Origin of the sequence: Shewanella spartinae (assembly GCF_019457555.1) — a bacterium.
Classification (GTDB): Bacteria; Pseudomonadota; Gammaproteobacteria; order Enterobacterales; family Shewanellaceae; genus Shewanella; species Shewanella loihica.
In genome coordinates this window covers 3490563-3503563 of record NZ_CP080418.1, presented here as the reverse complement: position 1 = coordinate 3503563, position 13001 = coordinate 3490563, and the positions used below count along the sequence as shown (strand labels likewise).

12 protein-coding genes and 8 tRNA genes are annotated in these 13001 nt (G+C 52.8%); 15 read left to right on the top strand and 5 right to left on the bottom strand.

The features are described 5' to 3' along the window. Positions 1 to 188: 188 nt before the first annotated feature. Entirely contained in the window at positions 189 to 1613 is a 1425-nt protein-coding gene (gene miaB, locus K0I31_RS15240) for a tRNA (N6-isopentenyl adenosine(37)-C2)-methylthiotransferase MiaB (protein ID WP_011866720.1), read from the bottom strand. Positions 1614 to 1711: 98 nt separating this feature from the next. Beyond that, positions 1712 to 2014: a hypothetical protein gene (locus K0I31_RS15235; protein ID WP_220078912.1), complete on the bottom strand. Its 303-nt coding sequence runs from the start codon at positions 2012 to 2014 to the stop codon at positions 1712 to 1714. Positions 2015 to 2269: 255 nt separating this feature from the next. Between K0I31_RS15235 and K0I31_RS15230 the strand changes: the two genes are divergently transcribed. From K0I31_RS15230 to K0I31_RS15170, 13 genes are all read left to right on the top strand, one after another. Beyond that, positions 2270 to 3406 (top strand): FAD-dependent monooxygenase, encoded by a 1137-nt coding sequence (locus tag K0I31_RS15230; protein WP_434086927.1) that lies wholly within the window; start codon positions 2270 to 2272, stop codon positions 3404 to 3406. Positions 3407 to 3509: 103 nt separating this feature from the next. Continuing rightward, entirely contained in the window at positions 3510 to 4097 is a 588-nt protein-coding gene (pth, locus tag K0I31_RS15225) for an aminoacyl-tRNA hydrolase (protein ID WP_011866717.1), read from the top strand. 70 nt (positions 4098 to 4167) lie between these two features. After that, complete coding sequence (gene ychF, locus K0I31_RS15220; RefSeq protein ID WP_011866716.1) at positions 4168 to 5259, top strand: redox-regulated ATPase YchF; 1092 nt, start codon at positions 4168 to 4170, stop codon at positions 5257 to 5259. Positions 5260 to 5526: 267 nt separating this feature from the next. Next, positions 5527 to 5603: transfer RNA gene (locus K0I31_RS15215), tRNA-Met, on the top strand. A 69-nt stretch (positions 5604 to 5672) separates the two neighbouring features. Next, positions 5673 to 5757, top strand: a tRNA-Leu gene (locus tag K0I31_RS15210). Between the two features lie 48 nt (positions 5758 to 5805). Then, positions 5806 to 5880 (top strand) — tRNA-Gln (locus tag K0I31_RS15205). Positions 5881 to 5905: 25 nt separating this feature from the next. Then, positions 5906 to 5980: transfer RNA gene (locus K0I31_RS15200), tRNA-Gln, on the top strand. A 20-nt stretch (positions 5981 to 6000) separates the two neighbouring features. After that, positions 6001 to 6077: transfer RNA gene (locus K0I31_RS15195), tRNA-Met, on the top strand. A gap of 132 nt (positions 6078 to 6209) precedes the next feature. Then, positions 6210 to 6294, top strand: a tRNA-Leu gene (locus K0I31_RS15190). A 45-nt stretch (positions 6295 to 6339) separates the two neighbouring features. Beyond that, a tRNA-Gln gene (locus K0I31_RS15185) sits at positions 6340 to 6414 on the top strand. Between the two features lie 54 nt (positions 6415 to 6468). Further along, positions 6469 to 6553: transfer RNA gene (locus K0I31_RS15180), tRNA-Leu, on the top strand. 245 nt (positions 6554 to 6798) lie between these two features. Continuing rightward, positions 6799 to 7281: a hypothetical protein gene (locus K0I31_RS15175; RefSeq protein WP_398351648.1), complete on the top strand. Its 483-nt coding sequence runs from the start codon at positions 6799 to 6801 to the stop codon at positions 7279 to 7281. Positions 7282 to 7293: 12 nt separating this feature from the next. Then, positions 7294 to 7701: a hypothetical protein gene (locus K0I31_RS15170; RefSeq protein WP_220078910.1), complete on the top strand. Its 408-nt coding sequence runs from the start codon at positions 7294 to 7296 to the stop codon at positions 7699 to 7701. 99 nt (positions 7702 to 7800) lie between these two features. On the opposite strand, the gene K0I31_RS15165 is transcribed toward K0I31_RS15170, so the two are convergent. The 3 genes from K0I31_RS15165 to lolB form a co-directional block, all read right to left on the bottom strand. Continuing rightward, positions 7801 to 8748 (bottom strand): ribose-phosphate pyrophosphokinase, encoded by a 948-nt coding sequence (locus K0I31_RS15165; protein ID WP_041407381.1) that lies wholly within the window; start codon positions 8746 to 8748, stop codon positions 7801 to 7803. Positions 8749 to 8813: 65 nt separating this feature from the next. Continuing rightward, on the bottom strand, positions 8814 to 9668 hold the full coding sequence (ispE, locus tag K0I31_RS15160; RefSeq protein WP_220078909.1) for a 4-(cytidine 5'-diphospho)-2-C-methyl-D-erythritol kinase: 855 nt from the start codon (positions 9666 to 9668) through the stop codon (positions 8814 to 8816). Next, positions 9655 to 10305 carry a lipoprotein insertase outer membrane protein LolB gene (lolB, locus tag K0I31_RS15155; RefSeq protein ID WP_220078908.1) on the bottom strand — a complete coding sequence of 217 codons (651 nt, stop codon included), beginning with the start codon at positions 10303 to 10305 and terminating at the stop codon, positions 9655 to 9657. The genes ispE and lolB overlap by 14 nt, the downstream gene beginning before the upstream one ends. A gap of 319 nt (positions 10306 to 10624) precedes the next feature. Between lolB and hemA the strand changes: the two genes are divergently transcribed. Continuing rightward, positions 10625 to 11875 (top strand): glutamyl-tRNA reductase, encoded by a 1251-nt coding sequence (gene hemA, locus K0I31_RS15150; protein ID WP_011866710.1) that lies wholly within the window; start codon positions 10625 to 10627, stop codon positions 11873 to 11875. Positions 11876 to 11888: 13 nt separating this feature from the next. Next, complete coding sequence (gene prfA / locus K0I31_RS15145) at positions 11889 to 12974, top strand: peptide chain release factor 1 (RefSeq protein ID WP_144203669.1); 1086 nt, start codon at positions 11889 to 11891, stop codon at positions 12972 to 12974. Positions 12975 to 13001: the final 27 nt, after the last annotated feature.

Here is a 13001-nt window from a genome sequence, read left to right as displayed (position 1 = left end):
CGACAGACTATAGTGACAGTTTACGAGGCATTAAGTTTAATTGCTAATGCTATTTGATTGCACCATTTGATTGAAAATTCGCCGCCCTTAAAAGGTTTATCGATTCAAGGCGCAGTAAAAATGCGCGATAGAAATGTGCAATAAAAAAGCGACCCTGGGGTCGCTTTCAATTCGCATTTTAGAGATGCCTAAGGGATAAACTGTGTCACCCCAAGATCGTCATCTTTCTTATGCTTGGCCAGGATGTCTGATGGACGCAGGTCACGGCGCAGGTCCATCTCATCTTCGCCGCGAATGAATTTGCCACGCAGCGAGTTGGTAAACACATCGACGATCTCGACGTCGACGAAGCTACCTATGTGCTTAGGATCGGCTTCGAAGTTCACTACTCGGTTGTTTTCGGTGCGGCCACGCAGCTCCATAGGGTTCTTCACCGATGGGCCTTCTACCAGGATACGCTGCACTGTGCCTAGCATCTGACGGCTGTAGCGCATCGCCTGCTGGGTGATCCTGTCTTGCAGTATCGCCAGGCGCTCCTTCTTCTCATCCAGCGAGACATCATCGGGTAGATCCGATGCCGGTGTACCCGGGCGTGCGCTGTAGATAAAGCTGAAGCTGTGGTCGAACTGCACATCTTCAATCAGCTTCATGGTATCGGCAAAGTCCTGCTTAGACTCGCCAGGGAAGCCGACGATGAAGTCAGAGCTGATCTGAATGTCGGGTCTTGCCTTACGCAGGCGGCGGATGATCGACTTATATTCGATTGCCATGTGGCCACGCTTCATCTGGGTGAGGATCAGATCTGAACCAGATTGCACCGGCAGATGCAGGAAGCTCACCAACTCAGGCGTGTCTTCATACACGTCTATGATGTCTTGGGTAAACTCGATCGGGTGGCTGGTGGTGAAACGAATACGATCGATACCGTCGATGGCGGCCACATAACGTAGCAGCTCGGCGAAGGTACAGATATCGTCATCGTGAGTCGCGCCGCGATAGGCGTTCACGTTCTGGCCTAGCAGGTTAACCTCACGCACCCCTTGCTCGGCGAGCTGAGCGATCTCTAGGATCACGTCGTCCACCGGACGGCTCACCTCTTCACCGCGTGTGTAGGGCACCACGCAGAAAGAGCAATATTTGCTACAGCCTTCCATGATGGAGACGAAGGCGCTCGGGCCTTCGGCGCGCGGCTCTGGTAGGCGGTCGAACTTTTCAATCTCGGGGAAGCTGACGTCGATGACAGCCTTGCCGCCTTGCTGGATCTGTTCGATCATCTCTGGCAGACGATGTAGCGTCTGTGGGCCGAAGATAAGGTCGACACACTGAGCTCTGTCTTTGATTGCCTTACCTTCTTGAGACGCCACGCAACCACCTACACCAATGATAAGGTTAGGGTTCTTGTCTTTTAGCGTCTTCCAGCGACCCAGCTGGTGAAATACTTTTTCCTGTGCTTTTTCGCGAATCGAGCAGGTATTGAGTAGCAGTACATCTGCTTCCTCGGCCTCTTCGGTCAAGGTGTAGCCTTGATATTCGTCGAGCAGGTCGGCCATCTTTGATGAGTCATACTCATTCATCTGACAGCCCCAGGTTTTAATGTGGAGTTTCTTACTCATCAGTTTTGCGCCGTTGTTGCAACTACTGGGAAAAATAGCGCAACATTTTACCCTCTGCGCCGCCTGCTGGCTAGCTTTTGCACGTCATAAGGGTGAATTTACTCGGTGCGCGCGGATCCTTTGACCGGGAAATCCACCAGGGCGACCTGCGCCTCGGGCGTCTGAGTAAAGAAGGCATCGGCCATCGCCTGGCTGCTGTTTTTGGCCTGACGCTGTATGCTTGTTTGGATCTCCGCCCTATAATGGCTCATTAATTCAATCGTATATTGATATAGGGCATAATCAAGCGAGTTGCGATAGGTTACAGTAATCCTCTCCATCCCAGAGGTGGGCGCGGCAAGGGCCGAGGCCGAGATTAGACTGGCGGCGGTGATTAGGCTGGCTAGCAGTAACTTTTTCATAGGACACTCCGTGACACTCAGCAGTAATGGTTAGCTGTATTGCAAGTTAGCTGTGAACTGAGAGTGTAAAGTCGCAAATGGCTTTATGCGCCGCGCCTTTGTAACTGAGTGTGAGTAGTTGCCTGCCTGGTAACATTTATACACGCAATCCGTCGATGTGACATATTTGGTAATAAGAAGTAGGGAGTCGAACCCAAGGTGAGTCAGAACCAGCGCAAGACCTTAGTGAAAGATGTTGTCGTGTTAGGCGGCGGTATGGTGGGGGCGGCGACGGCCCTCGGGTTGGCGCAGCTTGGCCTGTCGGTGGCGATGGTTGAGGCCTATGTGCCCAAGGCCTACGACAGTGAGCAGGAACTGGATCTTAGGGTATCGGCCATCAGCGTGGCCTCAGAGCAGTTGCTCGAGCGCCTCGACGCCTTGACTGCACTCGGCGAGATGCGTCAGGTGGCCTACAAAGGTCTGGAGACCTGGGAGATGGAAGGCTGCATCACCCAGTTTCATAGCGACCAGATTGGCGCCTCTCACCTTGGTCATATCGTCGAGAACCGTCTGGTGCAGCTGGCCCTGTGGCAACAATTTGACCGATATGACAATCTCAGTCTGCTCTGCCCTGCAAAGGTCAGCCAGTTTGCCCGCATGGAAGGCGGCATTCGCCTCACCCTGGAGGATGGTAGCGAGATAGAGACGCGGCTGCTGGTGGGGGCCGATGGCGCCAACTCTCAGGTACGCCAGTGGGCAGGGATCGGCGTGACGGGTTGGGATTACGCCCAGTCGGCCATGCTGATCAATATCGCCACCGAGCAGGACGAGCAGGATGTCACCTGGCAGCAGTTTACCCCTAAGGGGCCGCGCTCCCTGTTGCCGCTGCCGGGTAAGCACGCCTCCCTGGTGTGGTACGACGATGCCAGTCGTATCGCTCAGCTACAAAGCCTAAGTAATCAGGCGCTGTATGAGCAGATAGATGCCCATTTTCCTAAACGTCTGGCGCGTGAGTTTAAGGTGCTCTCTAAGGGAAGCTTCAAGCTGACCCGTCGCCACGCCCAGCGCTACTTCGACGATCACCTGGTGATTCTGGGCGACGCCGCCCATACCATCAACCCGCTGGCCGGCCAGGGTGTCAACCTGGGCTTTAAGGATGTCAGCGCCCTGATAGACACCTTCGCTGATGCCATCGCTAACCATAAATGCTGGTGGGATAACGAGGTGCTCAAGAGTTATCAGGCTAAGCGTTACACCGACAATCAGCTGATGATGACCACCATGGATCTCTTCTACGCCGGCTTTAGCAACGATCTCCTGCCGCTGAAACTGCTGCGAAACGGCGCCCTCAAGCTGGCGAACATAGACGGGCCTATCAAGCAGAAGGTACTCAAATACGCCATGGGGCTATAAGCTCCGGCCATATTGCCCTTGTCTGGGATAAATTTGTTGCCGACTCGATTGAGTGCTAAAATGCCGCGTTTTTTATTGGCACTTGCGAATGGACAAGGGTGAAATGAGCAATATAAAGCTTATCGTAGGCTTGGCTAATCCAGGCGACAAATATGAGCAGACTCGGCACAACGCAGGTGCATGGTATGTCAACGAGCTGGCACGGGTATGCGGTGTCAGCCTGGTGGCCGACAGCAAATACTATGGCCTGACCGCCAGGGCAACCCTGTACGGTAAAGATGTGCGCCTTTTGATCCCGACCACCTTCATGAACCTGAGTGGTAAGTCGGTGGGGGCCTTGGCAAACTTCTTTCGTATTGCACCCGATGAGATCTTAGTGGCTCACGATGAGCTGGATATGCCCCCAGGTGTGGCTAAGTTTAAGTTGGGCGGCGGTCACGGTGGCCATAACGGCCTCAAAGACATCATCGCCAAGCTCGCTAACGACAAAGGTTTCTATCGACTGCGGATCGGCATTGGCCATCCAGGCGACAAGAGCATGGTCAGTAACTATGTGCTGGGCAAGGCGCCGCAGACTGAGCAACGCCTCATCGAAGAGGTGATTGACGAGGCGGTGCGCGCCACCGAGGTGCTCTTTAAGGAAGACATGAGTAAGGCGATGCACAGGTTGCACTCTTACAAGGCCGGTTAAGTCGATTCGTCGGCAATGAACAGCTTTATTATCGCCTCGGCGATAAGGTTAATTAAATAAAGGTAATAATATGGGTTTTAAATGTGGCATCGTCGGCCTACCAAACGTAGGTAAATCGACTCTGTTCAACGCCTTGACTAAGGCGGGTATCGAAGCGTCAAACTTCCCGTTTTGTACGATCGAGCCTAACACGGGTGTGGTACCTGTGCCGGATCCACGTTTGGAGGCCCTGGCGGAAATCGTTAAGCCTGAACGTGTTCTGCCGACTACCATGGAATTCGTCGATATCGCCGGCCTGGTAGCGGGCGCCTCGAAAGGCGAAGGCTTGGGTAACAAGTTCCTGGCAAACATTCGTGAAACCGATGCTATCGGTCACGTGGTGCGTTGTTTCGAAGATGAGAATATCGTACACGTCGCCAACAAGGTTTCGCCTGCAAGCGACATCGAAGTGATCAACACCGAACTGGCACTGGCCGATTTAGATTCTTGCGAGCGCGCCATTTTGCGTCAGCAAAAGCGTGCCAAGGGCGGCGACAAAGACGCTAAGTTCGAGGTGAGCGTGCTGGAGAAGATGCGCCCTGTGCTGGACGAAGGTCATATGCTGCGCTCTATGGATCTGAGCAAAGAGGAGCTGGCGGCGGTTAACTACCTTAACTTCCTGACCCTCAAGCCAACCATGTATATCGCTAACGTTGCCGAAGATGGTTTCGAGAACAACCCACACCTGGATGCGGTACGCGAGATCGCGGCGAAAGAGAATGCGGTAGTCGTGGCCGTGTGTGCGGCTATCGAATCTGAGTTGGCCGAGATGGATCCTGAAGACCGTGACGAGTTCATGGCCGACCTTGGCCTGGAAGAGCCTGGTCTAGATCGCGTGATCCGCGCCGGTTACCAACTGCTGGATCTGCACACCTACTTTACCGCCGGTGTGAAAGAGGTTCGCGCCTGGACTGTACCAGTTGGCGCCTGTGCGCCGCAGGCGGCTGGCGTTATCCACACCGACTTCGAACGTGGTTTCATTCGTGCCCAGGTGATGTCTTATGACGATTTCATTGCCTATAAGGGGGAGGCGGGTGCCAAAGAAGCGGGTAAACTGCGCGTCGAAGGTAAGACCTATGTGGTTAAAGATGGCGATGTGATGCATTTCCTCTTCAACGTTTAGCGGTTGACGCCGTTCTTGGCGGCGAAAACCAATAAACGCTTAGGCGGCTCGATACTCATATCGGGCCGTTTTGCTTTCTCCCACGGGGAAAAATAGGCGTTAATTGCAGGTTTTTAGGGGTGAATTGCATAAGGCCTGTTCACTTTGGTGAGTTTATAGGCGAACGGCTAAGATAGTTTAAATTAGCGAAAAAAAGCTGTTGACCTGCCTACGCTGAATAAGCATAATACGCCCCGTTCCTCAGCAAGAGGGGCGCGAAATATCGATGGCTATGTAGCTCAGCTGGTTAGAGCACAGCACTCATAATGCTGGGGTCGCAGGTTCAAGTCCCGCCATAGCTACCATCCTTTCAAGATGTAAAATTGATAGTGGCAGACGCCACCATCTGTTCAAGATGTAAAACTAGAAGCAGTGCGGGAGTGGTGGAATTGGTAGACACGCCAGATTTAGGTTCTGGTGCCGCAAGGTGTGAGAGTTCAAGTCTCTCCTCCCGTACCATTTATTTTTGACTAGAGGTTGTCTACCTTTAGTCTTAAGCAAGAAAATTGGGGTATCGCCAAGCGGTAAGGCACCGGGTTTTGATCTCGGCATTCCTAGGTTCGAATCCTAGTACCCCAGCCATTTTCCTCTTGCTTAACTTGATTCTTGGGGTATCGCCAAGCGGTAAGGCACCGGGTTTTGATCTCGGCATTCCTAGGTTCGAATCCTAGTACCCCAGCCATTTATCAGTAAGATAAATGTGGCTATGTAGCTCAGCTGGTTAGAGCACAGCACTCATAATGCTGGGGTCGCAGGTTCAAGTCCCGCCATAGCTACCATCTTATTTCAGGTAAATCCGCCGTTATCGGCGCCATCTGCTCAAGATGTAAAACTTGAGGTCTGCTAGTTAGTTGAGCCTCGGTTCAGACATATGACTAGAATCTTCATCAAGATATAAAACTAGATGCTAAGCGGGAGTGGTGGAATTGGTAGACACGCCAGATTTAGGTTCTGGTGCCGCAAGGTGTGAGAGTTCAAGTCTCTCCTCCCGTACCATTATTTGAGGTTATAGGTGTATCCTGTAATCTAAGCCGAGCTTGTTGGGGTATCGCCAAGCGGTAAGGCACCGGGTTTTGATCTCGGCATTCCTAGGTTCGAATCCTAGTACCCCAGCCATTTTTATCTAGCTTAAGATGTTAAACTAAGCCATCGAATCAGATGTAAAGCGATGCGGGAGTGGTGGAATTGGTAGACACGCCAGATTTAGGTTCTGGTGCCGCAAGGTGTGAGAGTTCAAGTCTCTCCTCCCGTACCATTATTAAGATTGCAAAGAGCCTGTCCAAGTGACAGGCTTTTTTGTATCTGTCTTTTACCTATCCGTCGTTTGTTTATCTATCAGTTGCCTATCAGGCCTGATTCTGATTCCTCTGATTCGAGATTTAAGCATCGCTTCAACCCTTGCGAGAAGCCCTCAAGTCACGAGCCGACTCAAGCTTTGATCTAACTGGCTGGTCGCTGCTAGGCCCCTGTGATAGCATGAGTTTTTTATTATCACAGGGAGTGACAACCTTGAGCATTAAAACATTAGTCTGCGGTCTGAGCCTGCTGGCGCTTAGCTCTTTTATGATTAGCCCTCTGGTGCTGGCACAGCCCAGCACACTAACGATAAAGCAAAACACCAAGCCTAAGTCTTCAGACCGCTATATTCGCGCGGTGCATCAAGAGATAGAGACCCACAACATAGGGCTCGAAAAGACCCGTTACGCCATCCTGATGGGCATGCTGAATACCAAGGGTTTCGCCTGGGTGTATGACGGCGAGGGCGAGGGTTATATCCTGGCGCGCTTCGACTATCGCGGCGACACCAATGTGATGCGCATCGAATACGACGAGTCCCTGGTGCAGCTCAAGTATCAAGATGCCCTGGGCGATTATCAGTGTGCAAATCTCATCGATGGGATCTGTTATAAGAATGGCCGAGGCTACTTCAACTACATCAAGAACCTCAGAGCCAGCATCGCCAGACAGCTGCAAATGCGTTAAGGAAGCGTGAAGATGAAAAAGATTATGCTAGGAATGATCATAGGGCTAAGCCTTGTGGCGCCATTGCAGGCACAGGGGCTGCACCTCTATCAAGATCCCATTCCACTGGGAAGCTATGTGACAGATTACGATGACATGCTCGACAAGGCCGTGTCTCGCAACCACTGGCGCTTCGAGCGTGAGGGGGACAAACGCTTCGCCAGACTGAGCTACAAGACCTACGAGATAAACGTCGAGCTGGTTGAGAGCGACAAGGGCATCGCCATCACGCTGATCGATACCAAGCGCGAAGGCTGCACCAAGAAGTGTGACGTCGATATGGACAAGGTCAGTGGCTGGCTGGTCAAACTGCGCCGCACCATCGCCTATGATCTTACCCTGGCGGTGCGTGATGACGCCTTGAGGCGCACGGTCAGATAAGAGCTGGCTAACACAGGGGCTAGCTGATACTAAGTCATGCTAGATACAAAAAAGCCACTCGATTGAGTGGCTTTTTTCGTTACCCTTGAAAGCGGGTGATTAGTGCTTAAACATCGCAGAGATAGACTCTTCGTTGCTTACGCGGCGGATAGCTTCGGCCATCACGCTAGACATGGTCAGCTGAGTCACTTTATCCAGTGCCGCCATCTCTTCACTTAGTGGGATGGTGTCGGTCACGATCACTTCGTCGATCACAGACTCGGCGATGTTCTTAGGCGCGTTGCCTGAGAATACTGGGTGAGTGGCGTAAGCGAATACGCGGTTAGCACCGTGCTCTTTAAGTGCTTCGGCTGCTTTACACAGGGTACCGCCAGTGTCGATCATGTCGTCGACTATGATGCAGTCGCGGCCTTGAACGTCACCAATGATGTGCATCACCTGAGCAACGTTCGCCTGTGGGCGACGCTTGTCGATGATAGCCAGGTCTGAGTCGTCCAGTAGCTTGGCAACGGCGCGGGCACGTACTACACCACCAATGTCTGGTGAAACCACGACAGGGTTGTCCAGCTGCTTGGCCAGCATGTCTTCCAGCAGCACTGGGCTACCGAATACGTTATCTACAGGTACATCGAAGAAGCCCTGGATCTGCTCGGCGTGCAGGTCACAGGTCAATACGCGGTCAACACCAACGCTTGATAGGAAGTCGGCGACTACCTTAGCGGTAATAGGTACACGAGCACTGCGTACACGACGGTCTTGACGAGCGTAACCGAAGTAAGGAATAACCGCAGTAATACGGCCAGCAGATGCGCGACGTAACGCGTCTACCATAACGATAAGTTCCATCAGGTTATCGTTAGTAGGTGCACACGTAGATTGAATGATAAATACATCCGCCCCACGTACATTTTCGTTAATCTGGACACTGATTTCACCGTCACTGAAAACGCCAACCTCAGCGTCTCCGAGTTTACAAAATAGGCGATCTGCTATCTTCTTGGCGAGACTGGGGGTTGCGTTACCAGCAAATAGTTTAATGTCAGGCACTGTATGGACCTCAGGCGTATGCTTCATTGTAATTGTCGGGGTAACCTAGGCTATCCCGCATGAACTTAGCGCTGCGTTAACCGCAACGCTAATGGTGATTTATTTGTCCCCTTGGCGATGAAACCGCACAAACCCGCCGGCAATTTTGCAAAAACCTGCTCTGCCTGCTGGCGTGTGTCGAAGATACCGAATACACATGCTCCGGTTCCCGTCATTCTGGACGGCGCATATTCTATCAGCCACGCCAATGCTTTGGCAACTTGGGGGTATCGCTCGGCGACTCTGGGTTGGCAATCGTTGTGCCAGTCGCTGCTCATTAAATCATCCATGGAGAGCTTAGGCGTATCCCGTGGTAGCAGGGGATCGTTAAACACCTCGGCGGTGGAAACGTGAACATCCGGGGTCAGGATCAGGTACCAATTTTCCGGCGCCTCGACCGGGATCAACTTCTCGCCGACCCCTTCGGCAAATGCCGCTAAACCATTAATAAAAACAGGGACATCAGCGCCGAGAGACAGGCCTATCTTCGCCAGTTCATCCTGTGATAATTGGGTCTGCCAAAGATGATTCAGGGCGACCAGTGTGGTGGCCGCATCGGATGAGCCGCCACCTATGCCGCCGCCCATTGGCAGTTTTTTATCCAGCCAGATCTCGGCGCCTTGATGGGTACCCGTGTACTCCTGCAAAGATTTTGCAGCTTTTAGAATTAAGTTATCGCTATTTGCAACAACAGCTTCCATCTCGGAATGCAGGGTGAGGCTGCCGCTGTCGTTGACGGCAAAATCCAGGTAGTCGCAGTAGTCGATAAATTGAAACAGGGTCTGTAGTTCATGGTAGCCATCGGCGCGGCGGCCGTTGACGTGGAGAAACAGGTTGAGTTTAGCCGGTGCCGGCCAGGCGGTGGATCTATTGCTTGTCATCTGTCGATTCCGGTTGTGATGCGCGCTTGGGTGTCAGTGCCTGCCATTGGCTGACCTGTAGCTTTAAGCGAATTTCGTCGCGCTCTAGCTGCAGCAGTCTCGGCAGTTCGGCGCCGCTCTGCTCTTGCCAGCTGTTGAAGCTGACGTGCCAGGGGCTGCTGCCCGTGTGGTTGAGCACTTCCTTGGGGCGACCCTGCTCGTCGACCGCGACCACCTCATCTTGAGCGGAAACCTGCCCCGTGATCCACAGTGGCAGGGTGTCGACCGGTATCGACCAGCCGGTGAGGCGCCTGAGCAGCTCCTCGGCATCGCTGTCCTGATACACCTTGTCTTCTATCTCCAGGCTCGCCTGGCTAGGGGTCTTGTTGAGGGTCATGACAGTGGTGCCCAGCATAGTGGTTAGGGTCAGGTCGTCATTGGTCTGGGTATGGAACCAGTAGAGGTTGGTGCTGAATTTATCGTCCGGGGTACGCACCGCCAGCTTGCCCTGGAGCTCCCAGGCCTCTGCCTGGTTAGCACTTTCTACCTGTGCGGGGGCGTAGTCGATCGGTTTGTGGGAGGCACAGCCGGCGAGGGTCATTAGCGCTAAGGCCGCACAGCTTGCCGAAATTTTTGTGAAGTAGTTCAAATTATTCATCTATGGCTAAAATCACTAGCGCATATCATACGAGGGCTGACTTTAAATACCAACGACTAATCCCAAATTTCCTGCCAGCCTAGGCTAGGGTTAGCAATGGCTAATTTTCGCCAGGGCCTGAGGGCTTGATTTTAAGCCTCAGGTTTAATAGAAAAAAGTTGTGACAAGCCAGATTATTGTTCGGTTTTGTTAAGCGTATTCTGTTTTTAGTTGACTCAATTGCGTAGAATGACTGGCATTAAGTGAGATGATTCGGGCCTATGGCCGGTAGTCAATGAACTCGCAAGATTAACAGACCCTAGAGACCAGAAAGAGTCAGATGAGCCTTGTAGCAATCGGTATTAATCATAAAACAGCCACTGTAGACCTACGAGAAAAGGTAGCGTTTGCGCCTGATAAAATTCATGAAGCGATGAAGAGTCTTGCCAGTCGGACTAAGACAGGGGAGGCGGTGATCGTCTCGACCTGTAACCGCACCGAGCTCTATTGCAACACGGGTGATGAGGCGGATGTGATCAGCTGGCTGGAGTCTTATCATCAGTTATCTCACGATGACGTATTGCCTTGCCTGTACAAGTATCAGGGGCAGCAGGTGGTACAGCATCTGATGCGAGTCTCGTCGGGACTCGACTCGCTCATCCTGGGCGAACCACAGATCTTAGGTCAGGTGAAGCAATCTTTCGTGAAGGCCAAAGAGGCCGGCACGGTTGCCGTCACCATGGACAGATTGTTCCAAAATACCTTCTCGGTGGCCAAGAAGGTGCGCACCGAGACAGAGATCGGCGCCGCCGCCGTATCGGTCGCCTTTGCGGCCGTGAGCATGGCCAAACATATTTTCTCGGCGCTGAGCGCCACTAAGGTGCTGCTGATCGGTGCCGGCGAGACCATAGAGCTGGTGGCACGCCACCTGAAAGACAATGGTGTCGACTCCATGATAGTCGCCAACCGTACCATTTCCCGCGCCGAAGCCATGTGTGAAGAGTTCGGTGCGACGGCAATTACGCTTGAACAGATACCAGATTTTCTCCCTAAGGCCGATATCGTGATATCCTCTACCGCCAGCCCATTACCTATACTGGGTAAAGGCATGGTAGAAAAAGCGCTTAAGCAGCGTCGTCATCAACCTATGTTATTGGTTGATATAGCAGTTCCTAGAGATATCGAGGCCGAAGTTGCCGATCTGGACGATGCCTTCTTATACACGGTTGACGATCTGCAAAGCATCATTGAACAGAATATGGCCTCCCGACGTGAGGCGGCCGAGAAAGCTGAATTAATTGTTGAAGAGGAATCTCATCATTTCATGGAGTGGATTCGATCGTTAGAGTCGGTCGACAGCATCCGTGAATACCGAAGCCAGAGCATGGCAATAAGAGATGAGTTGGTCGAGCGAGCGATCAATAAGTTGGCCCAGGGTGGTGATAGCGAGCAGCTAATACTGGAACTGGCGAACAAGTTGACCAATAAGTTGATCCACGCCCCGACCCAGGCGCTCACCCAGGCGAGTCGCCGCGGTGACCTCAATAGCTTAGGACAATTAAGAGCAGCGCTCGGACTAGATAAAGACTAAGGTTAGCGTTGTAATGAAGGACAGTGTTATTCGCAAGCTCGAAGGCTTGCTTGAGCGTAATGAAGAGGTTTTGGCGCTGCTGAGTGATGCGGAAATCATCGCCGATCAGGAGCGTTTTCGCGCTCTGTCCAAAGAGTATTCTCAACTCGAAGACGTGGTAAAGAGCTTCAAGGCTTACCGTCAGGCAGAAGAAGATCTTGCCTCGGCGCAGGAGATGCTCGCCGAAGATGACGCCGATCTGAAAGAGATGGCGCAAGAAGAGATTAAAGAAGCCAAGGCGACCCTGGATGTCTTGGAAGGCGAGCTGCAGATCCTGCTGCTGCCAAAAGATCCTAAAGATGACAACAACGCCTTCCTCGAGATCCGCGCCGGTGCCGGTGGTGACGAGGCGGCTATCTTTGCCGGTGATCTGTTCCGCATGTACAGTCGCTATTGCGAGGCAAACCGCTGGCAGATGGAGATCATGAACGCCAACGAAGGCGAACATGGTGGCTTCAAAGAGATCATCGTTAAAGTCTCTGGCGATGGCGTATACGGCAAGCTCAAGTTCGAGTCGGGCGGACACCGCGTACAGCGCGTGCCTGAAACCGAATCTCAAGGACGTGTGCATACCTCGGCATGTACCGTGGTGGTGATGCCTGAGATCCCAGAAGCCGAAGCGATCGAAATCAATCCTGCCGACCTTAAGGTCGACACCTTCCGCGCCTCGGGCGCCGGTGGTCAGCACGTTAACAAGACAGATTCTGCCATCCGTATTACCCATATTCCTTCGGGTATCGTGGTGGAGTGTCAGGATCAGCGCTCGCAGCATAAAAACCGCGCCCAGGCGATGAGTGTCTTGGCCGCCCGTATTCAGGCGGTGGAAGATGAGAAGCGCCGCAGCGAAGAGGAATCGACACGTCGTAACCTGGTGGCCAGTGGTGACCGTTCTGAGCGTGTGCGTACCTATAACTTCCCCCAGGGACGTGTGAGCGAGCACAGAATCAACTTGACCCTCTATCGCCTCAGCGAAGTGATGGAAGGCGACCTCGATGCCATCCTCGGCCCCTTGATGCAGGAAAACCAAGCCGACATGTTAGCAGCCCTTTCCGAAGGTTAATCTTGCTATCATTGCCGCAAGGTGATT

What these genes read in the sequence shown, in the direction of transcription:
- K0I31_RS15230 (WP_434086927.1), top strand. Translation starts at nt 2,270, where the DNA reads ATGGTGGGGGCGGCGACGGCCCTCGGGTTGGCGCAGCTTGGCCTGTCG.
- K0I31_RS15170 (WP_220078910.1), top strand. Translation starts at nt 7,294, where the DNA reads ATGAAAAAGATTATGCTAGGAATGATCATAGGGCTAAGCCTTGTGGCG.
- ychF (WP_011866716.1), top strand. Translation starts at nt 4,168, where the DNA reads ATGGGTTTTAAATGTGGCATCGTCGGCCTACCAAACGTAGGTAAATCG.
- hemA (WP_011866710.1), top strand. Translation starts at nt 10,625, where the DNA reads ATGAGCCTTGTAGCAATCGGTATTAATCATAAAACAGCCACTGTAGAC.
- pth (WP_011866717.1), top strand. Translation starts at nt 3,510, where the DNA reads ATGAGCAATATAAAGCTTATCGTAGGCTTGGCTAATCCAGGCGACAAA.
- K0I31_RS15235 (WP_220078912.1), bottom strand. Translation starts at nt 2,014, where the DNA reads ATGAAAAAGTTACTGCTAGCCAGCCTAATCACCGCCGCCAGTCTAATC.
- ispE (WP_220078909.1), bottom strand. Translation starts at nt 9,668, where the DNA reads ATGACAAGCAATAGATCCACCGCCTGGCCGGCACCGGCTAAACTCAAC.
- lolB (WP_220078908.1), bottom strand. Translation starts at nt 10,305, where the DNA reads ATGAATAATTTGAACTACTTCACAAAAATTTCGGCAAGCTGTGCGGCC.
- prfA (WP_144203669.1), top strand. Translation starts at nt 11,889, where the DNA reads ATGAAGGACAGTGTTATTCGCAAGCTCGAAGGCTTGCTTGAGCGTAAT.
- miaB (WP_011866720.1), bottom strand. Translation starts at nt 1,613, where the DNA reads ATGAGTAAGAAACTCCACATTAAAACCTGGGGCTGTCAGATGAATGAG.